23 protein-coding genes are annotated in these 26284 nt (G+C 64.8%); 9 read left to right on the top strand and 14 right to left on the bottom strand.

Annotated elements, in window-relative coordinates; all coding sequences use genetic code 11:
- Positions 1 to 32: 32 nt before the first annotated feature.
- The 6 genes from ACODT0_RS11325 to ACODT0_RS11300 all read right to left on the bottom strand — a co-directional run bounded on the left by ACODT0_RS11325 (position 33) and on the right by ACODT0_RS11300 (position 4000).
- Positions 33 to 641: a nitroreductase family protein gene (locus tag ACODT0_RS11325; protein ID WP_057594940.1), complete on the bottom strand. Its 609-nt coding sequence runs from the start codon at positions 639 to 641 to the stop codon at positions 33 to 35.
- 236 nt (positions 642 to 877) lie between these two features.
- Positions 878 to 1237 carry a hypothetical protein gene (locus ACODT0_RS11320; RefSeq protein WP_057594939.1) on the bottom strand — a complete coding sequence of 120 codons (360 nt, stop codon included), beginning with the start codon at positions 1235 to 1237 and terminating at the stop codon, positions 878 to 880.
- Positions 1238 to 1330: 93 nt separating this feature from the next.
- Positions 1331 to 1714, bottom strand: coding sequence for a roadblock/LC7 domain-containing protein (locus ACODT0_RS11315; RefSeq protein WP_057594938.1), 384 nt, complete (start codon positions 1712 to 1714; stop codon positions 1331 to 1333).
- On the bottom strand, positions 1711 to 2253 hold the full coding sequence (locus ACODT0_RS11310; protein ID WP_296735155.1) for a GTP-binding protein: 543 nt from the start codon (positions 2251 to 2253) through the stop codon (positions 1711 to 1713). The genes ACODT0_RS11315 and ACODT0_RS11310 overlap by 4 nt, the downstream gene beginning before the upstream one ends.
- Positions 2254 to 2266: 13 nt before the next feature.
- The gene (locus ACODT0_RS11305; protein WP_479669823.1) at positions 2267 to 2887 is read right to left on the bottom strand and encodes a hypothetical protein; all 621 of its coding nucleotides are present in this window, start codon (positions 2885 to 2887) and stop codon (positions 2267 to 2269) included.
- A 210-nt stretch (positions 2888 to 3097) separates the two neighbouring features.
- Positions 3098 to 4000 (bottom strand): LysR family transcriptional regulator, encoded by a 903-nt coding sequence (locus ACODT0_RS11300; protein ID WP_489041319.1) that lies wholly within the window; start codon positions 3998 to 4000, stop codon positions 3098 to 3100.
- Between the two features lie 131 nt (positions 4001 to 4131).
- Between ACODT0_RS11300 and ACODT0_RS11295 the strand changes: the two genes are divergently transcribed.
- Positions 4132 to 4998 carry a pirin family protein gene (locus tag ACODT0_RS11295; RefSeq protein WP_489041318.1) on the top strand — a complete coding sequence of 289 codons (867 nt, stop codon included), beginning with the start codon at positions 4132 to 4134 and terminating at the stop codon, positions 4996 to 4998.
- Positions 4999 to 5041: 43 nt separating this feature from the next.
- Here the strand turns inward: ACODT0_RS11295 and ACODT0_RS11290 are convergent, their stop codons facing one another.
- Positions 5042 to 5980 (bottom strand): LysR family transcriptional regulator, encoded by a 939-nt coding sequence (locus ACODT0_RS11290; protein WP_489041317.1) that lies wholly within the window; start codon positions 5978 to 5980, stop codon positions 5042 to 5044.
- A 123-nt stretch (positions 5981 to 6103) separates the two neighbouring features.
- Here ACODT0_RS11290 and ACODT0_RS11285 point away from each other — a divergent pair, with 123 nt between their 5' ends.
- From ACODT0_RS11285 to ACODT0_RS11255, 7 genes are all read left to right on the top strand, one after another.
- On the top strand, positions 6104 to 7585 hold the full coding sequence (locus ACODT0_RS11285; protein ID WP_489041316.1) for a short-chain fatty acid transporter: 1482 nt from the start codon (positions 6104 to 6106) through the stop codon (positions 7583 to 7585).
- The gene (locus ACODT0_RS11280) at positions 7582 to 11052 is read left to right on the top strand and encodes a molybdopterin-dependent oxidoreductase (protein WP_489041315.1); all 3471 of its coding nucleotides are present in this window, start codon (positions 7582 to 7584) and stop codon (positions 11050 to 11052) included. The genes ACODT0_RS11285 and ACODT0_RS11280 overlap by 4 nt, the downstream gene beginning before the upstream one ends.
- 30 nt (positions 11053 to 11082) lie before the next feature.
- Positions 11083 to 12027, top strand: coding sequence for a bifunctional Delta(1)-pyrroline-2-carboxylate/Delta(1)-piperideine-2-carboxylate reductase (gene lhpI, locus ACODT0_RS11275; RefSeq protein WP_489041314.1), 945 nt, complete (start codon positions 11083 to 11085; stop codon positions 12025 to 12027).
- Positions 12028 to 12226: 199 nt separating this feature from the next.
- Positions 12227 to 12817, top strand: a complete 591-nt coding sequence (locus ACODT0_RS11270; protein WP_489041313.1) for a TetR/AcrR family transcriptional regulator — start codon at positions 12227 to 12229, stop codon at positions 12815 to 12817.
- Positions 12818 to 12852: 35 nt separating this feature from the next.
- Positions 12853 to 13890 carry an MBL fold metallo-hydrolase gene (locus ACODT0_RS11265; RefSeq protein WP_489041312.1) on the top strand — a complete coding sequence of 346 codons (1038 nt, stop codon included), beginning with the start codon at positions 12853 to 12855 and terminating at the stop codon, positions 13888 to 13890.
- 54 nt (positions 13891 to 13944) lie between these two features.
- On the top strand, positions 13945 to 14247 hold the full coding sequence (locus ACODT0_RS11260; protein WP_057591693.1) for an ArsR/SmtB family transcription factor: 303 nt from the start codon (positions 13945 to 13947) through the stop codon (positions 14245 to 14247).
- Positions 14248 to 14311: 64 nt separating this feature from the next.
- Entirely contained in the window at positions 14312 to 15283 is a 972-nt protein-coding gene (locus ACODT0_RS11255; protein ID WP_489041311.1) for a zinc-dependent alcohol dehydrogenase family protein, read from the top strand.
- Positions 15284 to 15520: 237 nt separating this feature from the next.
- On the opposite strand, the gene ACODT0_RS11250 is transcribed toward ACODT0_RS11255, so the two are convergent.
- The 7 genes from ACODT0_RS11250 to ACODT0_RS11220 all read right to left on the bottom strand — a co-directional run bounded on the left by ACODT0_RS11250 (position 15521) and on the right by ACODT0_RS11220 (position 25110).
- The gene (locus ACODT0_RS11250; RefSeq protein ID WP_489041310.1) at positions 15521 to 16996 is read right to left on the bottom strand and encodes an LA2681 family HEPN domain-containing protein; all 1476 of its coding nucleotides are present in this window, start codon (positions 16994 to 16996) and stop codon (positions 15521 to 15523) included.
- An 11-nt stretch (positions 16997 to 17007) separates the two neighbouring features.
- The gene (gene qatD, locus ACODT0_RS11245; RefSeq protein ID WP_489041309.1) at positions 17008 to 17793 is read right to left on the bottom strand and encodes a Qat anti-phage system TatD family nuclease QatD; all 786 of its coding nucleotides are present in this window, start codon (positions 17791 to 17793) and stop codon (positions 17008 to 17010) included.
- Entirely contained in the window at positions 17790 to 19001 is a 1212-nt protein-coding gene (gene qatC / locus ACODT0_RS11240; RefSeq protein ID WP_489041308.1) for a Qat anti-phage system QueC-like protein QatC, read from the bottom strand. Before qatC ends, qatD begins: the two co-directional genes overlap by 4 nt.
- Before the next feature lie 62 nt (positions 19002 to 19063).
- Positions 19064 to 19669, bottom strand: coding sequence for a Qat anti-phage system associated protein QatB (gene qatB, locus ACODT0_RS11235; RefSeq protein ID WP_489041307.1), 606 nt, complete (start codon positions 19667 to 19669; stop codon positions 19064 to 19066).
- A 235-nt stretch (positions 19670 to 19904) separates the two neighbouring features.
- Entirely contained in the window at positions 19905 to 21779 is a 1875-nt protein-coding gene (locus ACODT0_RS11230; RefSeq protein WP_489041306.1) for a KAP family NTPase, read from the bottom strand.
- 38 nt (positions 21780 to 21817) lie between these two features.
- Positions 21818 to 23860, bottom strand: a complete 2043-nt coding sequence (locus ACODT0_RS11225; protein ID WP_489041305.1) for a helicase HerA-like domain-containing protein — start codon at positions 23858 to 23860, stop codon at positions 21818 to 21820.
- Positions 23857 to 25110, bottom strand: a complete 1254-nt coding sequence (locus ACODT0_RS11220; protein ID WP_489041304.1) for an SIR2 family NAD-dependent protein deacylase — start codon at positions 25108 to 25110, stop codon at positions 23857 to 23859. Before ACODT0_RS11220 ends, ACODT0_RS11225 begins: the two co-directional genes overlap by 4 nt.
- 162 nt (positions 25111 to 25272) lie before the next feature.
- Between ACODT0_RS11220 and ACODT0_RS11215 the strand changes: the two genes are divergently transcribed.
- The gene (locus tag ACODT0_RS11215; RefSeq protein WP_489041303.1) at positions 25273 to 26112 is read left to right on the top strand and encodes a type IV toxin-antitoxin system AbiEi family antitoxin domain-containing protein; all 840 of its coding nucleotides are present in this window, start codon (positions 25273 to 25275) and stop codon (positions 26110 to 26112) included.
- Positions 26113 to 26284: the final 172 nt, after the last annotated feature.

The following is a 26284-nucleotide window of genomic DNA, read 5'->3' as shown; positions in this document are numbered from 1 at the left end:
GGCGCGATCCGGGGCTGCCGCGCGAAGAAATTTCAGCGGGCCGCGTCGATCGCCGGGCTCGTCCATTCGCGCACGAAGGCCTCGGGCGCACGGCGCTCGGGCGCGCGCGTCGCCTCCTTCGGCGTGCCGACGTAGAGGAAGCCCAGCAGCCGGTCCGACTCGCCCAGGCCCAGCGCGCCACGCACATTCGGGTCGTAGCTGTTGAGCCCGGTGGCCCAGAAGCCGCCATAGCCCAGCAGGTGCAACGCATTGAGCATGTTCATCGCGGCGGCGCCGACCGCGAGCACCTGTTCGGACTCGGGGATCTTGTGCGGCGCCAGCACGCGCGCGCAGAGCGCGATCAGCAGCGGCGCGGCCATCGCCTTGTTGCGGAAGCGCTCGCCGTCTTCTTCGGGATCGCGTTGCCGCGCGGCTCGAGCGAACACCTCGCCGAGCGCGATGCGGGCATCGCCGCGGATGGTGATGAAGCGCCAGGGTTGCAGTTGGCCGTGGTCGGGCGCGCGCAGCGCGGCCTGGAAGACGAGGTCGAGCTCCCGTTGCGGCGGCGCGGGATCGGTCAGCGGCCAGGGGGAATGGCGTTGCAGCAGCAGGTCGAGGGCTTCGCGCCGGAGCGAAGCGGGGATGTCGGTGTCGGCATGCATGTCGGCGTCCTTCGGTTCGAGACGAGGAAGCCGCCCCGCGGGGAGTGACAGGTGCTGCAAGGGTTCAGTGGCGGGCTGTCCCGCCGCATCGGGCGAGATGGCTGGCATCCGGCTCCTCGTGCGCGACGAAGAAGGCGGTCACCAAGGTTCGACGGGGCGGCGAACGAGCGAGCCATCGTATCGGCGCCGCATTGCCCATGCACCGGGTGCGTATAAGGCACCCGGTGTGCGCAGGCTCAGAAGTTCATGTCCTTCTCGACCTCCTGCAGCTTGCGCCGCGCCAGCGCCAGGTTCGACTTGGCCTTGTCGAGCACGAAGTAGATGAACACGCCCTCCTTCTGCGCCATCGGCCGCAGCAGGTGGTACTGCTTGCCGAGCGTGATCAGGATGTCCTCGATGCTGTCGTTGAGGCCGAGGGCGCGCATCGTCTTGAGCTTGGCGCGCATCACTTCGGTATTGCCGGCGGCCGCCACTTCGAGGTCGACGCCGGTGCCGATGGCGCCGAGCATCATGCCGCTGGCGGAATCGACCACGGCGGCGCACAGGGCGCCGTCGGCGGTCAGGAGGTTGTCGAGGCTGTTCTGGATCGTGGCCATGTGTCTTGTTCCCTGTCGATGATCATGCGAATGAAAGGATGAAGCGGCGGCGTCGCATGCAACCCGCCTCCGCCGGAAATTGCGATCGGCGCGTCAAGGCGCCTCGAGCGTCCGCACGCAGGCGGCGGTCCGGTACATCACCTGCGCGAGCACCGCGCCGGCGTCGGCGATGACGTTGACCACCAGCTCCGTCTCGCCGTTGCGCACCGGGCTCACCAGCGCGAAGCCCTTGTCGGTGGCCACCGTGATGCAGGTGCAGCGGCCGAGCCGCGCCTCCTGCGAGGCGACGGCCCCGATGGCGGCCATCGAACTGGCCATCGCTGCGATGCGCGAGGGGTCGAAGTCGCGCAGGCTGGCATGGGCGATCTCGAAGCCGTCGGGCGTGGCGACCACCACGGAGACGACGCCGCTCGTCTCGTCGAGCACGCCGCGGGCCTCGGCCGCGGCGCGCAGCCTGAGCGCGTGGGGAATCTTCATGGCGCGACCTCCTCGTCGATCGCCTCGATCTGCATCAGCAAGGTCTCGATCAGGGCGACGACTTCGTCCTTGCGGCGCGGATCCATCGCCAGCACCGGCAGCACCAGCCCGCGGGCCGCGAGCGCACCGGCGTAATCGTCGAGCGTGGGCGCGGGATGCGTGGGCAGCCGGGTGACGCCGATCGTGCAGGGCATCTTCTGGAGCGCACCCGCGAAGCCGTCGAGGTAGGCCGCCAGGTCGGCGAGCGGATCGGGCCGGCTGTTGTCGATCAGGATCGCGAGGCCCAGCGCATCGCGCACCAGGATCTTCCACATGAAGTCGAAGCGGGCCTGCCCCGGCGTGCCGTACAGGCGCAGCCGGTCGCCGTTGTCCAGCGTCACCTGGCCGAAGTCCAGTCCCACCGTCGTGGTGGCCTTGGCCACGGAGGCGTCGGCATTGGCGACCTCGGTGGCGATGGGCGCGGTCTCGCTGATGGCGGCGATGGCCGTGGTCTTGCCCACGCCCATCGGGCCCGTGAAGACGAGCTTGAAATCCCGCATGGCGCGCCCGTGCTCAGGACAGGCCGAGACGCCGGCGGATGCGCGAAAGCAGCCCCTGCTTCTGCCGCCGAGCGTCGGCGGTCGCGGCCGCGCGAGGCGCACTCGACGCCTCCCGGGTCCAGGCCAGGGCGCCTTCTTCCGCCAGCAGGCGAAGGAAGGCGCGGCACGCCTCGACATCGACCTGGCCCAACGCGGCGAGGCTCTCGGCCGACTGCGCGCTCTTGGAGAGCGCGGCCGCCAGCCTGACGTGGGCCGGGTGGCGCTGCAGCGTCGCCTGCGAAGGCCAGCGCGTCAGCGAGGCGCGCGCGCCGGCCTGCGCCGCGTCGTCCGGCGACGCGTTCGGCGTGACCTTGTTGAGCAGCTCGACCACCTCTTCGGCATAGATGGGGCGAGCCAGCGCGCAACTGGCGAGCGTGGCGGCATCGGCGCCGCGAGGCACCATGGGCACCACGAAACGTGCCGGCGGCGCCTGCCGCTCGGCGGCGGGCCCGTCGCCATCGACCAGCAGCAGGTCGCAGGATTGCGATTCGCTGACCGTCCAGCGCGAGCGGAGATTGGAACTGAGGCGAACGATGATTCTCAGGAGCTCGACCTCAACCGGAGGGAGCCCCATGACGCCCAGAACGAGTGGCATAACTTCTTCCCTGACTGTATTTTTTTGATACGTGCATATTGTTAATGTTGTTAATCAAAGGATGTACAGATGTACAAGTGCAGCCCGACATTCGGGCAAACACTGAGAAGAAATCCACAACACTTGTTGCCGGCGATGGGTTTCAAGTTGCGATTGACGCGAATTGTTGCGAATCGAGCACCCCTTGCACTCGGCAAATGGAACGCAGGTTCAGTCCTCGTCCAACGCCGCGAAACGCTCCGCCAGGAAGTCCACCAGCGCCCGCACCGCCGGCAGCAGCCCGCGCCGCGAAGCGAACACCGCATGGATGATCTCGCGCCGCGGCGCCCAGCCCGGAATCACGTGGATCAGCTCGCCGCGCGCGATCTGCTCGCGCACCATCATCGAGGGCAGTTGCACCACGCCCACGCCCGCGAGGGCCGCGGCGCGCAGCGCGAGCATGCCGCGCGTGACGAGGCGCGGCTGGTGGCGGATGGCGGCCTGCGCGCCGTCGGGGCCGATCAGGGTCCACACATGCTCGTGCTGCGGCAGGCCCAGGTCCATGCTCGGCAGGCCCGCGAGATCGGCGGGCGCACTCGGGATGCCGCCCGACAGCAGTTGCGGATGCGCGACCAGGCACTGCCCGCGCCCGGCGAGCACGCGCATCACGAGCTCGCTGTCCTCGATCGGCGGCGGCCGCACGCGGATCGCCACGTCGACGCCCTCGCCCACCACGTCCACGCGGCGGTTGGTTTCCTCGAGGTGGATCTGCACGCGCGGGTGCGCGACCATGAAGGCCGCCACCATGTCGCCGACATGCGTGTCGAGCAGCGCCACCGGGCAGGTCATGCGCACCACGCCGCGCGGCTCGGCATGGGTCAGTGCGATGGCCTCGTCGGCCGCCTCGGCCTCGACCAGCATCGCCTTGCAGTGGCCATAGTAGGTCCGGCCCGGCTCGGTGACGGCGAAGCGCCGCGTCGAGCGCTGGATCAGGCGCGTGCCCAGGCGCTCCTCGAGCAGCGCGATGCGCCGGCTGAGCTTGGACTTGGGCATGCCCAGCGCGCGGCCCGCGGGCGCGAAGCCGCCGTGGTCCACCACCTGCACGTAGTAGTAGAGATCGTTCAGGTCCTTCATCGCTCGCACCCCCCATCGTTCACAAGATAGAACGCTGATGGCAAATATCGCCGTCTACCGCAGCCATTGTTCAACCCATATTCTCTATCCATCGGCCAGGACCCTCGTCCTGGCGACGCAAGGAGATGAAGATGAAGAAGGTTCTCGGTGTCTACAGCGCCCCTCGCACGCACTGGGTGGGCGACGGTTTTCCGGTGCGCTCGCTGTTCGACTACGACGGCCTGGGCAAGCACCTGAGCCCGTTCCTGCTGCTCGACCATGCGGCGCCGACCGCCTTCGAACCGGCCGTCCGCCCGCGCGGCGTGGGCCAGCATCCGCACCGCGGTTTCGAGACCGTGACCATCGTCTACCAGGGCGAGGTCGAGCATCGCGACTCCACCGGCGCGGGCGGCCTGATCGGCCCGGGCGACGTGCAATGGATGACCGCCGGTGGCGGCATCCTGCACGAGGAGTTCCACTCGCGCGGCTTCACCGAGCGCGGCGGCACGATGGAGATGGTACAGCTCTGGGTCAACCTGCCCGCGAAGGACAAGATGGCCGAGCCCGGCTACCAGACCCTGCTCGATGCACAGATTCCGTCGGTGGACCTGCCCGAGGGCGCGGGCCGGGTGCGCGTGATCGCCGGCGACTTCGACGGCCAGCGCGGCCCGGCGCGCACCTTCACGCCGATGGACGTGTGGGACCTGCGCATCGCCCAGGGCCGCACCGGGCGCTTCGAGGCGAAGGAAGGCCGCACCCTCGCGCTGGTGGTGCTGCGCGGCACGGTGCTGGTCAACGGCGAGACGATCGCGCGTGAGGGGCAGCTGGTGCACCTGGACACAGCCGGCAGCGGCGTGGAGATCGAGGCCAACAGCGACGCGACGGTGCTGTGGCTGTCGGGCGAACCGATCGACGAGCCCGTGGTGGGCTATGGTCCGTTCGTGATGAACAGCGAGGCCGAGATCCGCCAGGCCATGGCCGACTTCAACGGCGGCCGCTTCGGGCGCATGCCGGCCTGAGCGATCGAGCCCCCGCGTTTCAAAAAGACGCGGGGGGCTTTTTTCAGGGGCCGTCGCCGGCCCGCAGATCCGACTCGCGCGTCACCGTCTTGGCCAGCAGCCGCAAGGTGCTCGCACAGGCGGCGACCGCCTCGGACAGCACGCCGCTGCGCCGGTAGGCCAGCCCCAGGTCCATCGACGGCACCGCGCCCGCCATCGCCGTGCGGCGAATGCGGCCGCCGTCGTGCGACCACGGGCGGAACACCAGGTCCGACAGGATCGTCACGCCGACGTTCTGCGCGACCAGGCTGCGCACGGCCTCGATCGACTTGGTACGGAACACGACCTTGGGCTGGAGCTTCGCCGCGCCCCAGTAGCGGCCCACGGTCTCCACGTGCTCGTCCATGTCGAGCAGCACGAAGGGCAGCTCCGCGATCTCCTTCAATGACACCGACTGCCCGGTCGCCAATGGATGGTCGAGCGAGGTCCACAGGCGCCGCTGCGACTTCAGCAGGTTCTCGCGCCGGATGTCGGGCGCCTGTGAGAGGTTCGAGACCAGCACCACGGCGAGGTCGAACTCGCCGCTGCGCAGCCCCGCCTCGATCTCCTCGCGGTTGCGTTCGACCGGCTCGAACTCGATCAGCGGCAGTTGCCGCCGCATGGCGCCGATGATCTTCGGCAGCATGTATTCGGACACCGTGTCCGTGATGGCGATGCGCACGCGCCCTTCGACGGAGGACGCCGAGCCGTGGGTCTCCTCCACCGCCACTTCGAGCGTGCGCAGGATGTGCTGCGCGTGGCGCAGGAAGCCTTCGCCATGCACCGTGAGCCGCAGCCCGTCGGAGTGCCGCGTGAAGAGCTGGACCTTCAGCGCGGTCTCGAGATTGCGCAGCGAGGTCGTCAACGAAGGCTGGCTCACGTAGCAGCGCTGCGCCGCGCGCGAGACTTGGCCCGTGTGGGCCGTGGCGACGAAGTGCTGCAGCTGCTTGATCGTGATCGACATAGATCGATCCTATATCACTCTATTGATATTCAATATTTGAATTGGCGCAGGCATTCGCCCATAGTCGCCCCGCACGACATTCCGGGCGCGAAAGACGCCCCAGGCCCAGCCACTGGAGACACCATGCCTTCGACATCGAGAACAGCCCCCGGGCAAGACGCCCTGCGCCCTTCCGCCGCGCACCCCGGCCCTGCGGGTCCCGGCCTCCTGAGCCGACTGGGCCTGCGCTTCACCGCCTGGGCCGAGCGCTGGTTCCCCGATGCCTACGTGTTCGCGGCCATCGCGGCGGCGGTGGTCGCGGTCGCGGCGCTGCTCAATGGATCGAGCCCGCTGGTCGTGGCCAAGTCCTTCGGCGACGGCTTCTGGAGCCTGATCGTCTTCACGATGCAGATGGCACTGGTGGCGATCGGCGGCTACGTGGTCGCGACCTCGCCGCCGGCCGCGCGCTTCATCGGCCGCCTGGCCGCGGTGCCCGTCTCGGGGCGCCAGGCCATCGCTTACGTGGCGGCGATCAGCATGATCCTGTCGCTGTTCAACTGGGGCATCTCGCTGATCTTCAGCGCGCTCTACGTGCGCGCCCTGGCGCGCCGGACCGAACTGCGCATGGACTACCGCGCCGCCGGTGCGGCGGCCTATCTCGGGCTGGGCGCGACCTGGGCACTCGGCCTGAGCTCCTCGGCGGCGCAGCTGCAGGCGAACGCCGCCAGCCTGCCCAAGAGCATCCTCGACATCACCGGCGTGATCCCGTTCAGCCAGACCATCTTCCTGTGGCAGTCGATGGTGATGGCGCTGGTGCTGATCACCGTCTCGGTCGCGATCGCGCTGTGGTCCGCCCCCACGGCCGAGAGCGCTGTCACGGCGCAGGACCTGGGCATCGACCTGGCCGAGGCCAAGCCGGCGACGGACGCAACCGCCGCGCGGCGCCCCGGCGAATGGCTCGAGCGCAGCCCGCTGCTCACGCTGCTGCTGTGCGCGCTGGGCTTCGGCTGGCTCGCGCAGGAGTTCATGGCCAAGAGCCCGCTGATCGCGATCGCGGGGCTCAACACCTACAACCTGCTGTTCCTGATGATCGGCATGTTGCTGCACTGGCGCCCGCGCAGCTTTCTCGACGCCGTGTCGCGCTCGGTGCCCTCGACCGCGGGCGTGATCATCCAGTTTCCGCTCTACGGCGCCATTGCGGCCATGCTGACCGCCGCCAAGGGCGACGGCGGCCACACGCTGTCGGACCGCATCGCGCACCTGTTCGTGAGCATCTCCAGCGTCGACAGCTTCGCGGTGGTGATGGGCGCCTATTCCGCCATCCTGGGCTTCTTCATTCCCTCGGGCGGCGGCAAGTGGATCATCGAGGCGCCCTACGTCATGCAGGCGGCCAACGAACTCAAGGTCCACCTCGGGTGGGCGGTGCAGGTCTACAACGCGGCCGAGGCGCTGCCCAACCTGATCAACCCGTTCTGGATGCTGCCGCTGCTGGGCGTGCTCTCGCTGAAGGCGCGCGACATCGTCGGCTTCACCTTCCTGCAGCTGCTGGTCCATGCGCCGCTGGTGCTCTTCATGCTGTGGTTCCTGGGTCGCACGCTGAGCTACGTGGCGCCCGTGATGCCATGAGCGCTTCGATGGCCACGGCCACGACGCACACCAAGCCCGGCTACTGCACGCTCTGCCGCTCGCGCTGCGGCACGCTCAACGAGGTGCGCGGCGACATGCTGGTGTCGGTGCGGCCCGACACGGCACACCCGACCGGCCAGGCGATGTGCATGAAGGGCAAGGCCGCGCCCGAGCTCGTGCACAGCCCGCACCGCGTGCTGCATCCGATGCGCCGCACGCGGCCCAAGGGCGATCCGGATCCGGGCTGGGTGCGCATCGGCTGGGAAGAGGCGCTGGCCGAGACCGCCCGGCGCCTGGGCGCCATCAAGGCCGAGAGCGGCGCCGAATCGGTGGTGTTCGCGGTCACGACGCCGAGCGGCACGCCGCTGTCCGACAGCATCGACTGGATCGAGCGCTTCGTGCGCCTCTTCGGCAGCCCCAACATCTGCTACGCGACCGAGGTCTGCAACTGGCACAAGGACTTCGCCCATGCCTTCACCTTCGGCTGCGGGATGCCGCCGGCCGACTATGCGCAGGCCGAGCTGATCGAGCTGTGGGGCCACAACCCGACCAACACCTGGCTGGCGCAGGCCAACGCCATCGCGAAGGGTCGCGCCAAAGGCGCGCGGATGATCGTGGTCGATCCGCGTCCCACGGCGCTGGCGCGCCAGGCCGAGGTGTGGCTGCCGGTGCGCCCCGGCACCGATGCGGCGCTCGCGCTCGGGCTGATCCGCCTGTTGATCGAGGACGACCGCTTCGACGCAGCCTTCGTGCGCGACTGGACCAATGCGCCGTTGCTGGTGCGCGACGACGACGGGCATCTGCTGCGCGAGCGTGACCTGCGGCCCGATGCCGGGGGCGACCGCTTCATGGTCTGGAGCGATGCGGACCAGGGGGCAGTGCCTTACGACACCGCTCGGGCCGCACGAGCTCAAGGCTCGACCCACTTCCGCCTGCGCGGTGCGGTCGAAGTGACGGGGAAAAACGGCCAGCGCCTCGCGTGCCGCCCGGCCTTCGATCTGCTGGCGCAGGCCTGCGCCGCCTGGACACCGCAGGAGGTGGAACGCATCACCGGCGTGCCCGAAGCCCCGCTGCGCGCCGCGGCCGAGCTGTTCGGTGGCGGGCACCGCACGGCCTATCACGCCTGGACCGGCATCGGCCAGCACACCAACGCGACCCAGTCGGAACGCGCGGTCGCCACCCTGTACGCGCTGTGCGGCAGCTTCGATCGCATCGGCGGCAACCGCGTGCGCACCGGTCCGCGCGTCAACGCGGTCAATGCGCTCTCGCTGCTGCCCGCCGCGCAGCGCGCGAAGGCGCTCGGCCTGAAGGAACGACCGATCGGACCGCCCGCCCATGGCTGGGTGACCGCGCGCGACACCTATCGCGCGATCGTCGAGGGCGAGCCCTACAAGGTGCGCGCGATGATGGCCTTCGGCACCAACCTGCCGGTCTCGCAGGCCGACACCGCGCTCGCGCGGCAGGCGCTGGCGCAGCTCGAATTCCACGTGCATTGCGACCTGTTCGAAACGCCAGCCGCGCGCTACGCCGACATCCTGCTGCCGATCGACACGCCCTGGGAGCGCGAGGGCCTGCGCATCGGCTTCGAGATCGACGACCGCGCGGCCGGCTGGGTGCAGCTGCGCCAGCGCATGGTGGCGCCGCGCGGGGAATCGCGCTCCGACAACGAGGTGCTGTTCGACCTCGCGCAACGCCTCGGCATGGGCGACGCATTCTTCGGCGGCAGCCTGGAGGCCGGGTGGAACCACATCCTCGAGCCGCTGGGTCTCACGGTGGCGCAACTGCGCGAGCGGCCCGAAGGCATGGCCTGCGACATCGACGCGGGCGAGCGGAAGTACGCGCGCGAAACGCCCACCGGCGTGCGAGGCTTCGACACGCCCACGCGCCGCGTCGAGCTCTATTCCGAAACCCTGCTGCGCCACGGCCAGCCGCCCGTGGCGAGCTTCGTCGAGCCCGCGGACACGCCGCGCGACGCCAGGGCGACCGGACAGGGCCGCTTCCCCTATGTGCTGAGCTCGGCCAAGAACGGCCTCTACTGCCACAGCCAGCATCGCAGCCTGCCCTCGCTGCGCAGGCGCGCGCCCGAGCCGGTGGCGGAGCTGAGCCCCGTGCTCGCGCAGGCCAGGAACATCGTCGAAGGCGACTGGGTGCGTATCCGCACGCGCGTGGGCACGGCCCGCTTCGTCGCGCGCATCACGCCCGGTTTGGCCGACGATGTCGTCGTGGCCGAGTTCGGCTGGTGGCAAGGCTGCAGCGAGCTGGACCGCGAGGGCCTGCCGGTCGACGGTGCGCTGAGCAGCAATTTCAATGCGCTGATCTCGGCCGACCATTGCGATCCAGTCAGCGGCTCGGTGCCGCACCGCTCCTTTCTCTGCGACATCGAGCGCGATCCCGCCACGGCGTTGCGACAGCGCGCGTGGACGGGCACGCGGCGCTTTCGCATCGAAGAACTGCGACCCGAAGCCGAGGGTGTGCTGGGCATCCGCTTCGCGCCCGTCGATGGGGGGCCCCTGCCCGACTACCGGCCCGGCCAGCATGTCGAACTCAAGCTCGACCCCGGCGATGGCGCGCCGGTCTCGCGTGCCTACTCGCTCACCGGTGCGGCCGAGCAAGAGGATCGGCGCGGCTACGGCATCGCGGTGCGACACCAGCGCGGTCGAGCGGCCGACGGCACGCCGTACCAGGGGCGCATGTCGGGCCACCTGCACCGCGACCTGAAGCTCGGCGACACGGTCGAGCTGCGGGCACCGTCGGGCGGCTTCGTGATTCCGCGCCGTTCGCCCCAGCCGCTGGTGCTGTTCGCGGGCGGCATCGGCATCACGCCGTTCATCAGCCTGCTCGAGTCGCTGCCCGATGGCGCCGAAGGCCCCGCGATCGAGCTCTACTACGCCAACCAGAACAGCGCGACGCATGCCTTTCGCGAACGCATCGCGCAGCACCGTGCGCGCCTGCCCCGGCTGCGGGTGATCGACCACTACAACGCGCCGCTGCCCGGGGACCGCCTCGGCATCGACTACCAGTCGGACCGCTACATCGATGCCGGTGTGGTGGACGACGCGCTGATCGCGCAGCGGGTGCGCTTCTACCTGTGCGGCCCGCCCGCGATGATGGACAGCGTCATCGCGGGACTGGTGGCGCGCGGCGTTCCGCGCTTCGACATCTTCAGCGAGGTGTTCCGCTCGCCCGCCGCGCCGCCGACCGACGGTCCCCAGCAGTTCGATGTCCGCTTCGCGCGCTCGGACCGCGGGCCGGCCACGTGGACGCCCAGGCAGGGCACCTTGCTGAGCTTCGGCGAATCGCTGGGTCTGCCACTGCCCAGCGGCTGCCGCGTGGGGCAATGCGAAAGCTGCGCCGTGCGCGTGATCGCCGGCAAGGTGGCGCACCTGCATGGCCGTGAACCCGAAGACCCGGCCGTGTGCCTGACATGCCAGGCCGTGCCGCTCGAAGACCTCGTGCTCGATGCATGAGCCCCGCCCTCCGTTTCCCCCCACCGCCCCATGAGAACCATCGATACCGAAACCACCCGTCGCGCCCTGCGCTTCGAGCGCCTGATCCCCGCGCTGCGCGACATGTTCGTCGCCGGCTGCGAAGTGCCGTTGCGGCATGTGCATGCGCTTCCGGGCCAGGCCGCGCAACCGGGCGGGACCGTGCTGATCATGCCGGCGTGGCAGGAGGGTCGCTACCTGGGCATCAAGACGGTGAACATCTTCCCGGGCAATGCCAAACGCGGCCTGCCCGGTCTGTTCTCGACCTACACGCTCTACGACGCGCGCACCGGCGAGCCGCTGGCGCAGATCGATGGTAACGAGATCACCTCGCGCCGTACCGCCGCCGCATCGGCCCTCGCCGCCTCCTACCTCGCGCCCGCAAAGGCGCGCAGCCTGCTCGTCGTCGGTTGCGGCCGTGTCGGTGGCCTGGTTCCCGAGGCGTTTCGCACCGTGCGGCCGATCGAGCGTGTGGCGGTCTGGGATCGCAACGAAGTGGCGGCGAAGGAACTCGCCGCGCGCCTCCACGCGCAAGATATCGATGCCTTCGTCGCCACCGACCTCGGCCAGGCCGCGAGCGAGGCCGACATCGTGAGCTGCGCCACGCTCGCGACGCAGCCGGTGATCGAGGGGGCCTGGCTGCGGCCGCACGGCCACCTCGACCTGATCGGCAGCTTCACGCCGCAGATGCGCGAGGCCGACGACACCGCGTTCGTCGGCGCGAAGCTTTTCATCGACACGCGGGAGGCACTGCAGAAGAGCGGCGAGCTGCTCGGTCCGATGTCGCGCGGCGTGTTCGCGGCGGCGGACGTGGCGGGAGAGCTGGCCGACCTGGCCGCGGGCCGGGTGCGGGGGCGCACCGAGTCCGATGGACGAACCGTCTTCAAGGCCGTGGGCACGGCGCTCGAGGATCTCGCGGCGGCGATCCTCGTCTACGAGAGCATTGAAACCGCGTGAGCAGCGGGGTTTCGACCTCCACACCAAATTGACAAAATAGATCAATACTGTAAAGTTCGACGTCTGTCCTCGCGGACCGGCGGCCGAGCTTCGCGGCGTGTCGACCGGCGGGGACCTTGAACATCCACCCTCACCGTCGAGTTCGCCCCATGCCTTCGCTGTCCCCGATCTCCTTCGGCCTTGCCGGAGCGCCCCGCTGATGGCCCCCACCCCCGACCGGCGCGTCGCGATCATGGAAGCCGCGATCGGCGTCTTCCTGCGCTACGGCTACCGCAAGACCTCGATGGACGACCTCGCGCGCGCCGCCGGCATCTCGCGCCAGGGCCTCTACCTGCACTTCAGCGCGAAGGACGAGCTCTTCAAGCAGGCCGTCACCTGGTTCGCGGAACGCGGCCTCGCGGCCATGCGGGCCGCGCTGGCGCGCGTGGAGCTGCCGATCGAGGAGCGGCTGGTCGGCGCCTTCGCGGCGCTGCATGCGCAGAACGACGGTTCGCAGATGTCGCTCGAGCACATGAACGAGATCGTCGCGACCGCGCGCGAGCTGGTCGGCCCGGTGCTCGAGGAGTTCGACCAGGCCGTTCCCAAGGAGCTGGCGCGCGCCATCCAGTCCAGCGGCGACGCCGTGCCCTGGCGCGGCGCCGGCCTCACGGCCAAGGCGCTCGCGCAACACCTGTATGCCGCCTCGCACGGCCTCAAGCACTACGCCCGCACGCCGGCCGAGTACCAGGCCGGCATCCGCACCGCCGTGCGCCTCGTCTGCGGCCGTCCCGGCCCGGCGGCCGGCGCCTGAGCCCCTTCCACCTGTTCACGAACGGAGTCCTCGCCATGTCCACCTTCTCGCTTTGCGCCTGCGGTTCGCGACCCACGGCCCATCCCCAGTCGCCGCAGCAACGCAACGGCGTCTATCGCAACGTCGTGCCGCGCACGCCGATGGGCTTCCTGAAGACCGTGGCGATCGGCTGGCGGGTCCTGACCGGCAAGAGCGACACCACCGTGCCGAGCACGCCGATCCCGGTGCGGCCGCTGACCACCGAGGCACTGCTGGCGGCGCCGGACCGCAGCCTCTACCGCCTCGGCCATTCGACCCTGCTGCTCAAGCTCGACGGCGAGTTCTGGCTCACCGACCCCGTGTTCTCCGAGCGTGCGTCGCCGGTGCAATGGGCGGGGCCCAAGCGCTTCCATGCGCCGCCGATCGACATCGACGACCTGCCCCCGATCAAGGGCGTGATCCTCTCGCACGACCACTTCGACCACCTGGACCGCGCCGCCATCGCGCGGCTCGCGCCGAAGGTCGAGGTGTTCGTCACCCCGCTCGGCGTGGGCGATCGCCTGATCGGCTGGGGCGTCGACCCGGCGCGGGTGCGGCAGCTCGACTGGTGGGACGAGACCACCGTCGGCGGCATCCGCCTCGCGGCCGTGCCCGCGCAGCACTTCTCGGGCCGCACCCTGCTCGACGAGGACCGCACCCTCTGGGCTTCATGGGTGATCCTGGCCGGCGACCTGCGGCTCTTCTTCAGCGGCGATACCGGCTACCACGCCGACTTCAAGACCATCGGCGATCGCTACGGTCCCTTCGACGTGACCATGCTCGAGACCGGTGCCTACGACAGGCAATGGGCCGACGTCCACATGCAGCCCGAGCAGACGCTGCAGGCCCACCTGGACCTGCGCGGGCGCTGGCTGCTGCCGGTGCACAACGGCACCTTCGACCTGGCGATGCATGCCTGGAACGAGCCATTCGAGCGGATCCAGGCGCTGGCACAGGCGCGCGATGTGAAGCTGGCCACGCCGGTGATGGGGGAACGCGTGGCGTTGGAGGCGCCGCGCACGGGGCGTGCGTGGTGGGTGGCCGGCGGGAACTGAGGGGCATCGCGGCGTCGGCATTGGGATATCGGTAAATTCCGATACGATCGGCGCATGGAACTGCTCGAAGTCTTCAAGGCCCTCTCGAACCGGACGCGCCTCGACATCCTCAAGGGCTTGAAGGATCCCGCGAAGAACTTCCCGCCGCAGGACGAAGGCGACGTCCAGACGGTGGGCGTCTGCGTCAGCAGCATCCAGGAAGGCGTCGGGTTGTCGCAGTCGACGGTGTCGGACTACCTGGCGACCCTGCAGCGAGCGGGCCTCGTCGAAGTCCGGCGCATCGGCCAGTGGACCTACTACAAGCGAAACGAGGCAACCATCAGCGCCCTTGCCGAAATCATCGGCAAGGAGCTTTGACTTTTTTTACCCTGAAACATCGGAAATTCCCGATATCCCTTTTTACAGAAATGAAGGACATGCCATGAAAGCCCTGAGACTCACATCGTTCGGTGGCCCCGAAGCGTTCGAACTGTGCGACCTGCCCCGCCCGATGCCCCAGGCGGGACAGGTCCTGGTCCGGGTCCATGCGACCTCCATCAATCCGCTCGATTACCAGGTCCGGCGCGGCGACTATCCCGACCTGGTGCCGCTGCCGGCCATCACCGGCCACGACGTATCGGGCGTGGTCGAAGAAGTCGGGCCGGGCGTGACGGCCTTCTCTCCCGGAGACGAGGTCTGGTACACGCCGCAAATCTTCGACGGGCCGGGCAGCTATGCCGAGTACCACGTCGCCGCCCAAGGCATCGTCGGAAAGAAGCCCTCCTCGCTGAGCCATCTCGAGGCGGCGAGCCTGACCCTGGTGGGCGGCACGGCGTGGGAAGCGCTGGTCGTGCGCGCGGCGCTCAGGGTGGGCGAAAGCATCCTGGTGCACGGCGGCGCGGGCGGCGTCGGCCATGTGGCGATCCAGCTCGCCAGAGCCATCGGAGCCCGGGTGTTCACCACCGTGCGCCAAGCCAACTTCGAGTTCGCACGCAGCCTGGGTGCCGATGTGCTCATCGACTACGAGAAGGAGGACTACGTCGACGCCGTCCTGCGCGAAACCGGTGGCCGCGGCGTCGATGTCGTGTTCGACACCATCGGCGGCAACACCCTGTCGCGCAGCCCCGACGCGCTGGCCCAACTGGGCCGTGTCGTCAGCATCGTGGACATCGCCCGGCCGCAGAACCTCGTTCAGGCCTGGGGCAAGAACGCGAGCTACCACTTCGTCTTCACGCGACAGAACCGCGGCAAGCTCGATGAGTTGAGTGCCTTGATCGAACGCGGGCAGCTACGGCCGCATGTGGGTGCCGTCTATTCGCTGGCCGACATTCCGCTTGCCCATGCGCGGCTGGAAAGTCCCAACAACGGGGTGCGAGGAAAGATCGCGATCACCGTCGGGCCCTCGGCCTCTTGAAAGCCCCGATCTCACTCCCACTCCATCATCAACAGGCCGTCCAAACCCGCATGGTTAAAGGACTTGGCTGTGATTGACATGGGTCTATACCGTCGTTTTTACCGTCAGAAGCGCAGATCTTTTGCTGGCGCGGGAGATGGAGCGATTTGCGGGGCGTCGACGTTTTCGACATCATCATCAATCGAGGTCAAGGATATCGAATAAGGCGAACAACCGCAAAGTTCATCATCAGCAATCCTAGAGACCGACCCTTCCGGCGTAGGTCGGCAAGCTCATCGGCATTGCGAGTCCTCTGTCTGATTCGGACCGCAGCTGCTCCTCCCTCCCAACGGCCAGGGACAAATAGATCAGGGCCGCACGCGCCAAGCGAACCATCGTGAACGTGCGTGTCCGAAACGTGTCCACTGTGCAGGTTTCGAGAGCGCCTGAGGGACGTCCCGCATCAAATTCACGAAGGATCAGACAACGATGCTCAAGGGCGTTGCGCAGTCGATTGAGTTCGGCCGCCTCCGGCGCAATGGCATCCGGCTCTGCGGGTTCGCTCCCAACAATATCGAAGGCCAGCCAGTACAACCCCCGCAAGGACCAGTTCGGTTGCTCAGCAAACTCTGGACGAATTGACCGCCCATCTTTGGCCAACCAAACATTGCGCAAGTTAACCCGCTCTGGCTTTTCGCCAAGCTGAAAATACGCGTTGACGAAGCCAGCGACCTTGTCCAGCAGACCGTACGCGGCCCGGAATGCCAGCCGCAACTTCTCAAGCCCGACGCCAAACGCTGAATAGTCCAGGGTGTCAACCAGCATCAGCTCGTGATCAGCGAAGTGCTGCGTTCTTCCCTCCCCGGCTTCAAACAGAAGCAATCGGGCCATGGCGAACTCCTGTTTGAGCTGGTTGAACCACGCCATGAACTGGGGAGGGTCTCCGATCGGAGATCGGTAGCTTGGCAAACCGAATCGATCGGTCGCTGCAATCGCTTGTCGCCCTAGAACGTTGAGTGGGTTCAAGAACAGTTGGTGGCCCAACGCCCACTGTCGATAGGTCCGCTCCCGCTTTGATCGCCCGAGCGAGTAGTTGTCCAGATCGAACGAGCGAATCGCAGCCACGTCAATCATGGTCGAGATCCGCTCCGACATCGCAAGGAACTCCTCACGCACCCCAACGTATGGGCCATCCCAGATCGCGTCGGCTCCAGCAGCAGTCCTCAGGTCATCATGAGCGCCAAGCAGTAGAAGACCAGCGTGTCCATCGTCGTGTAATGCTCGCGCGAGATCCATACGCGCTTGACCACGGTTGCCCGATGCCATGGCAAAGCGTGGCACCTGCGCGAGAACGGAGTCATATAAGCCGAGCGCCTCAACGCTACGGCCAAGATGGTTGAGGCCATTACCGAGATTGGTCGTAATCTGCGCGCGCACAATCCAACTAAGCTCTTCGAAGCCAACGTCGTTGCGGGCACGGCGCAGGAAAAGTATCTCGCGTTCGCGGTGCGGCTGACGCCAACGCCAGTTCAGTTCGTCCTCTGCGGGCCTTAGCGCGGCTTGGATGTTGGCACGGTAGTACCAAAGAACCGACACTCTCGCGCCGTGACTGCTGCTCAGATGCTCCGCACAGCACTCATCAAGCTGCGCCAGCGTATCGCGGTCTCCTTGGTCGGAGGCCGCATCGATGCGTGCGGCAAGAGCATCGAGGTCGTTGGTGATACTGGGGAGCATAGTCCAGCAGATCAATCGTCAACAATCGTGTCTGAATCCTGTCCCGACTCAATCCGCCCTGTCGCGGCTATCGCCCCCAAGCGCCTCAGGTTGGCATGCAGTAGTCGATCAATCTCGTCTTCCGTCATGTCTCCCCACAACTCGGCTAGTCGGGTTGTCGCTCCGCCTGCATCCCATGGCTTGGCAGTCTCGCCACCGATTTGCGCGAACGGACCGTCGGTCTCGGTCAGCACACGATCTCTCGGCATGGCCTTCACAAGTGCACGGGCCTTCTCAGAAACCAACATGGCCGGGCCGACGCTGAACCAGCAGCCCAAAGCGATCGCAAGTTGCAGTTCTCGCTTGCCTCCGGAAAACCAGTGAAGTATCGGAGTTCCTGCCCCCGGGAATACCGCCAGCCGATCAAGTACCGCAGATGCGGCGCGACGACTGTGAATGGACATGATCCGACCACCGGCAAGACGACAGGCGTTCAATATGTGGTCGAACACCGTTAGCTGCGCTTGCCAATGCTGCTTAAATTCGGGACCACCGTCGAGGCCGATCTCACCAACGTACATGGTCTCATGCAAGTGCAAGTCAAAGAGCGGCAGTTCGCCAACTCGCTCATGTGCGATTTGCGGATGCAGACCCAGCGCTGTCCGTATGCGAGAGCTCTGCGCAGCGAGTGCAGAGGTGCCTTCCCAGGCGCTAGGTGTAGTCGTGACTGACAGGACATACATCCCACGCTCCGCAATCTCCCTCACTATCAGCTGTGGATCGGGATAGAGGTCGAGATGCGCGTGAAAGTCGATCACCGCACACCCATTGCAAGCATCAGCGACTCGATTTCAGCCAGCCCCCGCTCGACGACTTCCGTGAGAGCGGGCTTGTCGTCTACCAAGCCCGAACTCAACGTGGACCCAAGCCACCGAGCGGTGCCCATCTCTCGGCGCTCCCCGATGCCAATCAATGCCGACCGGACATCGTCAAACCCGGCGTGCTCGTCGTCGTCCAGGGCAAGGTTATCGTAGACGTAGAAAGTTGAGTCCTGTCCGCGCCATGCGTGAAAAGCGGCCCGCCGAACCTGGCACGGCACACACCGACCGCAATGCTTGTAGCCGAACTGTTTGAATCGACCGCAGCTGGTGGTCTGATGCGCGTGCGCGGCAAGCAAGGGCTGCCCGAGGCACTCTTGCAGCATCTCGCCCTTTGTCTTGAAACGGTACGGGTTGACGATCCGAACTCGCAGACCGGCGGCGTCCAACACCTGCTGCAACAACGAAAGGACGATGGGATGCGTTGTTCGTGTGCTCAGGCTACCAAGTCGCCCACCTGTCAACGGCGGATTCAGCGCAATGAAGCCGTTCTCACACACATACAGCGTCACCTCTTCGCCCGCGTGATAGCGGGCAAGTGTCGTCGCCATAAAGACGCCGTAAGCAAGGAAGATGATCGAGCGAGCGCGTTGTGACGGCGGATTCTCCGGGTCCGGGACGTCGGCGTTGTGGTTCACCTGGAAATGACGCAGGCCACCACCTATCTCCGCGGCGAATGCCACCTGCTTTTCGCCATCGCCTCGAACCATCTGACTGACCGCGAGTGGCCGCCTTCCTTGTTCGACCAAGTCAATCGCACCGATATAGCTATCCAGACCTCCAGACAACAAGACGACGCAATCGGCCGTCGGGTGTTCCGGCTGTCTGCCGGGCTGCGGAAGAATGCCGCCTTCGACAAATCGCAAAGTCCAACGGTCCGTGCTCAAGTACGCCAGTAGTTTCTGTAGCGTTTCTGCGTTGTCGTTCCAGAACGGCACATCGACTACCGAGATTGTCAGATCGAACTCTCTGGTCCAGCCGTCCGGGCTGCGCTCTCTATGGCCAGCGAGGTCGGAAGAAACGACGGCCAGTGCAAACGACAACAGATCCCACGCTCGCGCGGCAGGAACCACTTTCTCTCGTGTGATGGCCTGCTTCAGCGCCGCGCCAACTGACCCGCGCATGGGATCACCCGAGTTGCCGTACATCACGACATCCAAATCGCTGGCTCTGCTAACAAAGTCGAAATCCGGGAGTGCACACGTAATCTTCATTCAGCGTACCCCTCGAATACCTGGAAGGTCTCACGAATGGCGTTCTGGACGATTTGTGTGATTCGTCCTGCCGCTAGGCGCTGCCCACTTTCCCTGAGCCTCCTGAAAGACGCGGAGACAGTCTCGCGGACATACTCGCGAACCTCCTTGAGTCGGCCCAAGCCTGTTGCTGCGTTCGGGGCCTTCTCACGAATGGTTCTCCCTATATCTAAGTCGATCCGACGAAACACGTCACCAGCGACAAATCGCTCAACGGCAAGTTCGCGCTGCTCCGGCGATAGGTTGAGCAGGTCTGCATCAGGAAATTGATTCAATACATCGGAAAGCGCATCCTTGATCGAGGTTCGACTCGCCTCAGCATCTTGCGTACCGTCAACCGGACGCACTGCCTCGACAACAGCGTCCATCACTTCATCGGCCGACCTACCCGCGTTCAGCGCAGGGTCCAGCGGACTTCCAACTGCCGTAGCAAGGACTCCTTGTCCACCCGAGAGCGCTGAGTACAGCGCTTGCGCAGCCTGCGCGGTTCCCCCCATGCGACGAGTCGCGGTTGAACTGCCGCCATATCCCTTCTTAACGTACTGCCCGAGGCCGCGGCGCATGCTTGCGCCGTCGCCGCTACGCGCATAGTCTCCAAGGTTTCGATTTGCGCCCAGAAACCTCCGGGCAGGCGCTATCGGAATCGGTTGCCGAGGTTCTGCAGGCGCCGGCGCCGGAGGCGTCTCATCGCCTGATTCCGGCATGGCATCCGGCGGTCCGCCCTCAGTCGGCGGGAGTGCCGGAAGCGGAAGATCGGGTACCCACGGCGGAACCATCGGCACTCCCGGCGGTGAACCGCTACTTGACTGAGACGTTCCCATTGGTCCTCCTTGCCTTTATCGCATTCTTCACGGGCTTGGCGATATCCTCATCTTCGTTCCATTCGTCGAAAACAGTTTTCGACCACAGCTCGTCGGCAATCTTGGGAACAATGCTCGCCTTGATCTGCGCGGCCGGGCGTTCTTTCAGAAACCCAGAGAGTCGTTGCCCTTGAGGCGCATCTGCAGCAGCCACGGTCATGCACGCTTCCAGAATCGCAGGCGTACCCCACTCCTGTTCTTGACGGGCGCGACCGAGCAACCGGTCCATGATCACAGACATCTCTGGCCGTGGCAGAGCCACGAGACGATCCTTGATACTGCCAGCCATCTCGGGATGCTCCAACAACGCCTCCAGAAGATCGGCGGCCTCCGCTGACAACCGATCCTCTGGGGTGATCAGCGGCGCGTGCTCACGGCTCACGTAGAGCGCACCGCGCAGGTCGTTCCCGCCCAAGAGCGGCGGCAAACGCAGCCATTCGGTGATAAACGAATCGTCCCACGGCGGCTTTCTTTGCACGGCTTCCCCTGCAATGGCCTTTGCCTCCCAGTCGACGAGAAATGCAGGCTTTCCATCGTCGCTCTCGGTGACTGACTTGATCAGCTCCAAGTAAGCCTTGGGGTCACCGCATCGCTCGAACAGGAGCACCTTGGCAAGCGCAGATTCATCCACGCCGACGCCTTGGGCACGAGACATAGACATACGAATCGACAGCGCGTTGAGGAAGCGCTTTATCAAGCGCGGATTGCCCGCGATCCCGGTCGCGCTTGTCATCAAAGGCGCAAGCCGATCTGCAGCATCGAGGCGCGCAATCAGCGCGTCAGAGAGTTTGTCGTTCAGACTTCTGAGGAACTTGAGATCGACCCGCTTTCCTTGCCACGATCGCCCCAGTTGTTTGCACACCTCTCCCCGAATCCGCTCCTTCTCACTGGGCTCAAGGTCGCTGTTCTCGACGAACAACATCATCATGTATGCACGAACCTCTTGCGTCCCTAACGGCGGAACACGAATCGGAACCTGAATGAGCTTGTCGAAATAGTTGATGACGAGCTCATCGTCAACGCCTTGAAAGTGGCGCTTGACCGCGTGCTTAATCATCTGATCATCAGCAGCGATAACAAATGCCGTGTGCTCCAAAAACAGTAGAAGACGAATGGCCTCCAACGTGGAGATCGTGGTTTCTGGGAGGCATCGATCCAGATCGTCGATAAGTACCACCAATGTGACGCCCATCTCCTTGAGCAACTCTTCGAAACTCGTGCGAAGAGCTTCAATCTCCTTTGGCGGAGAAGTGGTCTTTTTAGGCTTGATCAAGCCTGTTGCCGCTTTCTCAGCTTCTCCGGCTGCCGATTTGACTGCGTCAACCGATTCCTTATCGACGTCACCGGCTACCAAGCTCTTACCGAATCCCCATAGTTCCCCGAGAAGGCCCGCGGGCGGCAGTCCCAACGCCAGCGAGGCAGCGGAGCCGGCCGTGAGCTTGATTGCGCGAAACCAGTTGACCCGTTCGAGCAAGTCCTTCGCTTTGTCTATTCCTGTCTTTCGCTCTTCAGCCTCCTTGGCCAACGTTGAAGCGACCACTTCGATCAGCGCGGCGCGCGCATCGTCATATCCTTGATAGAGCCACGCATTGAACTCGACAAAAATGAATTTGCTCGGCTTTGACGCCTCGTCATGCCGCGCCGACAGCTCGGTGCGGATCAGCTTGATCATCGAAGACTTGCCGACACCCCACGCGCCGGAAACGCCAATTGAAATGGGCCGCGACTGCGCCTGCTCGACGATCTCGGCGACCGTCTTAGCAATACCGCCGAAGTTCAGAAAATCCTGTGCTGTCTCGTTATCTGTCCACATGGTCGGATGTCCTCTCTACCTAGCGTTGCCGAGCTGAATCACACGCGCGAACACGGATATGAGTTCTTGATGTAGACATGCAGAAATTTCCCCTTTGAATCAGAAGCCATGAAGTTCTGATAGACCGATTCCGGCACGTTGTAGTACTGGTAAAGGCTGCCGCCTTTGAACTCGACTTCCAAGGTCTCTGAAGCCGCGTCATAGCCCGCGGACAAGATCGTGGACGAGGCCACCAATTCGCGTTCCATATCGGCAATCTCCTCGGGTTTGAGTTTTTCTCGCGTCAAGTGAGCCGCAGCCCACAAGGGATTCTGGGCTCGCCACGAAGCAGCGAGTCTGGTGTAGTCCTCACTGATGCGGTCACCTTTCCAGCGCTTCGCAACAGCTGGATCTTCGCTCTGTGGCCGATGCTCTTCATTGGGCAAAGCAATACGACACCGCAGTGGGAGGCGCGCGGCCTCACCAGTGATGATCGCCTCGCCGGTTCGCAGGACAGGGAGACTTTCGACGATGCCAGACAGGTTATCCGGCAGTGCACCCTGGACTTTGCTGCGATCGGCCGCGTTGGAAAGCCGCAATGCTATGAAGGTGCCGCACTGAGACAAAATCGTCTCGTCGACCTCGGAAGGACGTTGACTGACGATCATCGCGCCAATACCAAATTTTCGGCCTTCCTTGACGATCCTCTGTACGATGTCGCGCGCCGGGCCGCCGCCCTCCTTTGAGAGATAGCGGTGAGCCTCCTCCATGACGACGAGCATGGGGCGGTGAATGCCACCCTCGCTCTTCTCGCGGCCCCAAAACAAGCCCTCATAGATGATCTTCAAGATGGCTGCGATCAACTGCGCGAGTACAGCGCTTGGTATGCCGGAGAGGTCAAGGATCGTTATGGGCTTCCCGTGGCCGAGCCAGGTGCTCAGCAGATCGGGCAGATCTTTGTCGGTACTGCCGTCCATCTTGGGTTCCCATGCACCTGGGTGTAGCAAGAAGTCGTAGCGTCGATCGAGCAGGCGCGACCGCATCTGATCCAAAGGCCGCCGGATGCTGAGGACGCCGATGTTGTTGATGAATGGTGCCGTCGACCCCAAGCCGTTTGGCTTGTACTTCGGCGCCTTCAGCGTTTCCGCATCGCCCGCCTCCGTGAGCGCGGGCGTGGTTTTGGCAGAGTCTTCCCAGGTCTTGATCTCCGGGTCGACCAGTTCAAACCACAGTTTCTTCAGACTGAACGGAATCGGGCTGTCCGCCGTCATGGACGTCACGTCTAACCCTGCGAACGACGCTGCATTAGCGAGCGCCATCTTGTATTCCAGAACCTTGTCCAGGATCTGGCTCATGGCTTTGTCGTCGAGTTTCCCCATTAGGAAGGTCAACAGGTCAGCCGGGTCTAGTGCCCAGAACGGGATGTGCAATGGTTCCTCACCATCACTGGGACTGACGCGAAAGACCGTAGCGATGGATTGCAAGGCGCGGCTGTACTCGCCATGGACGTCAAGTAGGAGAACGCTCGCGCTGGGGAAGCCACCCTGTACTTCACCGGCTTCCCCCATAACGATCGATCGCAGCAGACTTGCCACCGTCGTTGATTTCCCTGCCCCCGTGGAACCGAGCACAGCACTATGTCGCGTGACGAGTTTGTCGAGATCGATTCGGACTGAAATTCCTTCAGCGTTGGCCAAGCGGCCAATGACGACCTGTCCGCCATCCGCTGAGCCGTATATCACCGCGAGATCTTCCTCAGTGACCAAGTGCACCTCATCGTTGACACTGGGGTACTGGCTGATCCCGCGTTCGAAGGACGAACCGACAATCTCGCCAACCAATTGAATCGTCATCCAGCGGTCGCCGCGATCATTAGGTTCGCGCACTGCCTCCGGCGTGGCGTTTGCACCGACTTCGGCGACGATGCCGTACAGATCGTGATACCCCTGCGGGATGCGCACGAAACTGCCGACCTGACCTATGCGATAGCTCTTGCCCCCAATGATGGCGATGCCTGAAGCCACACTCGGCGACTGGCGGATGCTCACCGTCGCGCCTGTCACGGCGCCAACGTATCCCAATAGTGTTGGCTTCGAGTTCATGCTGGGCCAGCGACTGAGCCCGCTGCCGGCAACGGCCCGTCGACCTGCGGAGCGGGTTCGACAGCCGCAGCGACGGGGTCTACTACCGGTGAAGCGGAAGGAAAATGCTGCGCAGCGCGCGACGATGCAAAGAACCGCGCGAGCCGATCAAAGCGCCCGAGTTGAAATTGCGCGGCCCCGCTCTTCTCGTCGATGCCCCAGTACGTCGCTCGTATTGCACCCCAGTCGCGTGTCGGCATGTCACCCGGCATCCAGGGAGCGGCGATGCCATTAATCATGGCTTTGTCCGGGGAATACAAACTCATGTTGGCGCGGCGCCCCGCGATGTCGCAGGCATGGACCTCCTGGTCGAGCGATTTGAACTGAAATGCGAACACGCTGGCCGAGGGATTGGCCGCAAGGCACTCGTCGATTCGTGCGGAGATGTGGGCATCGGCAAAGGAAAACCCAGTGGCAATCAGCAGGGTGTCGGGCGTCATCAGGAATGCTCGCAGTCTGTCGAAGAGTGCGGCATACGGCGCCTTCTGCGTCTGGTCGTACTTGAGGTGTTCTGGGAACACCAGATGCGTCGCGTTGGCTCGCCCGGTGCGTACGACCTCGCCCCTTGCATTGGCGGCCCAGCCGAGCGATCCATGCAGTTTCCACAAGCGCGTCCAGCGTGCTGGCAAATCATTGCTGGCAACCGAAGAGGGGTCGAAGAATGGCTCACTGGCACCGCTGAAACCGTCGAAGAATGGGACGCGCGTGCGTTCCAACGCTTGCTCGAACAGCAGGTCGTAGTTGGTGGTGAAAATTTCAACCGGGTGTTCGCGACCTGTACCACTGATCCACGTCACAAACTCGGTGTACGGCGAGGGACCCTCGTGAAGAGGCCTGTTGACGATGGCGCCGATCTGCTCGCAGATCGCCTCGCTCAGCTTCTTGTACCCTTCCCCGTCCAGGTCATGAACCTTCGTCTTTCCAATGACTCCAGCCAGGCTGCGCACCCGCGACAGGATCGTCTCAATGTTGGGTGTATCGAGTTCGGCCCGCACGGAATCCAAGGTTTTGCCGTAGACGGGTTTCAGAGCCTCCATCACCATGTCGGTGAGGCCAGCCACAGCAGGAATCAAGGGCTTGTCACTGCCGGGAGGGAAGATGCCGGCTGGCGCGCCCGCTCCGACCAACAGGCCAATCCGCTTGCGCCCTTGGGCAATGATCTGCCGCAGGCTGGCCATGTATTGGTCAGGATTATGGACACTGACGGTCATCGCGCGTGCTCCCTTTGTTGATGCAATTGACGGCGATGCTCGCCTTCATATACTGATTGTTACATTGTCCGATCGATTCGTCTCCCCCGTGGAAACGAACTTGCCGACCAATATTGCTCATGTTATATTTACCGCGCATTATGTTTCTCATCGAGAATCAAATTGAGCGAAAAATATCATTCGCAGACCAAGACGCTGGGGCCGCGGGCCGCGCAGCTTTTCACCGAGCTGAACGAACTGCGCCGATCCACGTTCACCTTGGAAGACGTCGGCTCGATTACAGGCTTGTCGCCTTCGGCCGCACGCAACCTCGTGCACAAGGCCCAGCAGCGTGGCTTGGTGACCCGGCTAAAGCCGGGTTTGTACAACCTGGTGCCTTTCGAACTTGGCCGAGCGACCGAGCACGTTGATAGTCCGTACGTGATCGCGCGCGAAATAGCCCGTCCCGCGCCCTACTTTCTCTCGCACGGCACAGCCCTCGAATTGCACCGTATGGTGACGCAGCGAAACTTCACCGTGTACGTGTCATGCACACGGCGCGTGCGCCCACAGGTGGTCGGTGGCTACGACTTCAGGTTCGTCCACATCACTGCAGAGCAAGAGTTCGGGACGATGAAGTATTGGATCGACAAGGAGCGCTTCGTGATGATCAGCGACATGGAGCGCACGATCGTTGATGGTCTCCGTCATCCAGCCTATGCAGGCGACATCACAGAAGTCGCCAAGGGCATGTGGATGAAGCGAACCGAACTAGAAGCCGACCGGCTGATTGAATATGCACAACGCCTCGGCATAGGCGCCGTCGTTCGGCGTCTCGGGTTCCTGCTGGAACACTATGGCTTGGCCGATGCTTCAGTGCTGGCACCGCTGCGCAGCATGCTGACTGCAACTTATCAGCGTCTCGATCCACTGCTACCAGCTGATGGCGCATTCCTCTCTCGCTGGCGGCTTCAGCTCAACGTCTCCCCTGATGACCTCAACGCTGTGAGAATCGGCTCATGATCCCTCAACGCAACATCTCGTTGATCCAACATGCTGCCAACCGCCGGCGGGCGACGCATTCCCAAAGCCGTCATGGAGCGGGACTACGTTCTGGCGTAATTCTTCACAGGACTGGCTGGCCACTCCTTGCGGTGGCGCAGATCCAATCTGGAACGATTGCTCCCAGCGACAT

The sequence above is a fragment of the Variovorax sp. FG153 genome (assembly GCF_057809595.1).
Note: the sequence above shows the minus strand (reverse complement) of the source record. Positions and strands in the feature narration are given on the sequence as shown.

Bases quoted from the DNA above. Each gene is read 5' to 3' on its own strand.
- ACODT0_RS11325 (WP_057594940.1), bottom strand. From the start codon at position 641: ATGCATGCCGACACCGACATCCCCGCTTCGCTCCGGCGCGAAGCCCTC.
- ACODT0_RS11320 (WP_057594939.1), bottom strand. From the start codon at position 1,237: ATGGCCACGATCCAGAACAGCCTCGACAACCTCCTGACCGCCGACGGC.
- ACODT0_RS11315 (WP_057594938.1), bottom strand. From the start codon at position 1,714: ATGAAGATTCCCCACGCGCTCAGGCTGCGCGCCGCGGCCGAGGCCCGC.
- ACODT0_RS11310 (WP_296735155.1), bottom strand. From the start codon at position 2,253: ATGCGGGATTTCAAGCTCGTCTTCACGGGCCCGATGGGCGTGGGCAAG.
- ACODT0_RS11305 (WP_479669823.1), bottom strand. From the start codon at position 2,887: ATGCCACTCGTTCTGGGCGTCATGGGGCTCCCTCCGGTTGAGGTCGAG.
- ACODT0_RS11300 (WP_489041319.1), bottom strand. From the start codon at position 4,000: ATGAAGGACCTGAACGATCTCTACTACTACGTGCAGGTGGTGGACCAC.
- ACODT0_RS11295 (WP_489041318.1), top strand. From the start codon at position 4,132: ATGAAGAAGGTTCTCGGTGTCTACAGCGCCCCTCGCACGCACTGGGTG.
- ACODT0_RS11290 (WP_489041317.1), bottom strand. From the start codon at position 5,980: ATGTCGATCACGATCAAGCAGCTGCAGCACTTCGTCGCCACGGCCCAC.
- ACODT0_RS11285 (WP_489041316.1), top strand. From the start codon at position 6,104: ATGCCTTCGACATCGAGAACAGCCCCCGGGCAAGACGCCCTGCGCCCT.
- ACODT0_RS11280 (WP_489041315.1), top strand. From the start codon at position 7,582: ATGAGCGCTTCGATGGCCACGGCCACGACGCACACCAAGCCCGGCTAC.
- lhpI (WP_489041314.1), top strand. From the start codon at position 11,083: ATGAGAACCATCGATACCGAAACCACCCGTCGCGCCCTGCGCTTCGAG.
- ACODT0_RS11270 (WP_489041313.1), top strand. From the start codon at position 12,227: ATGGCCCCCACCCCCGACCGGCGCGTCGCGATCATGGAAGCCGCGATC.
- ACODT0_RS11265 (WP_489041312.1), top strand. From the start codon at position 12,853: ATGTCCACCTTCTCGCTTTGCGCCTGCGGTTCGCGACCCACGGCCCAT.
- ACODT0_RS11260 (WP_057591693.1), top strand. From the start codon at position 13,945: ATGGAACTGCTCGAAGTCTTCAAGGCCCTCTCGAACCGGACGCGCCTC.
- ACODT0_RS11255 (WP_489041311.1), top strand. From the start codon at position 14,312: ATGAAAGCCCTGAGACTCACATCGTTCGGTGGCCCCGAAGCGTTCGAA.
- ACODT0_RS11250 (WP_489041310.1), bottom strand. From the start codon at position 16,996: ATGCTCCCCAGTATCACCAACGACCTCGATGCTCTTGCCGCACGCATC.
- qatC (WP_489041308.1), bottom strand. From the start codon at position 19,001: ATGTACGGCAACTCGGGTGATCCCATGCGCGGGTCAGTTGGCGCGGCG.
- qatB (WP_489041307.1), bottom strand. From the start codon at position 19,669: ATGCGCCGCGGCCTCGGGCAGTACGTTAAGAAGGGATATGGCGGCAGT.
- ACODT0_RS11230 (WP_489041306.1), bottom strand. From the start codon at position 21,779: ATGTGGACAGATAACGAGACAGCACAGGATTTTCTGAACTTCGGCGGT.
- ACODT0_RS11225 (WP_489041305.1), bottom strand. From the start codon at position 23,860: ATGAACTCGAAGCCAACACTATTGGGATACGTTGGCGCCGTGACAGGC.
- ACODT0_RS11220 (WP_489041304.1), bottom strand. From the start codon at position 25,110: ATGACCGTCAGTGTCCATAATCCTGACCAATACATGGCCAGCCTGCGG.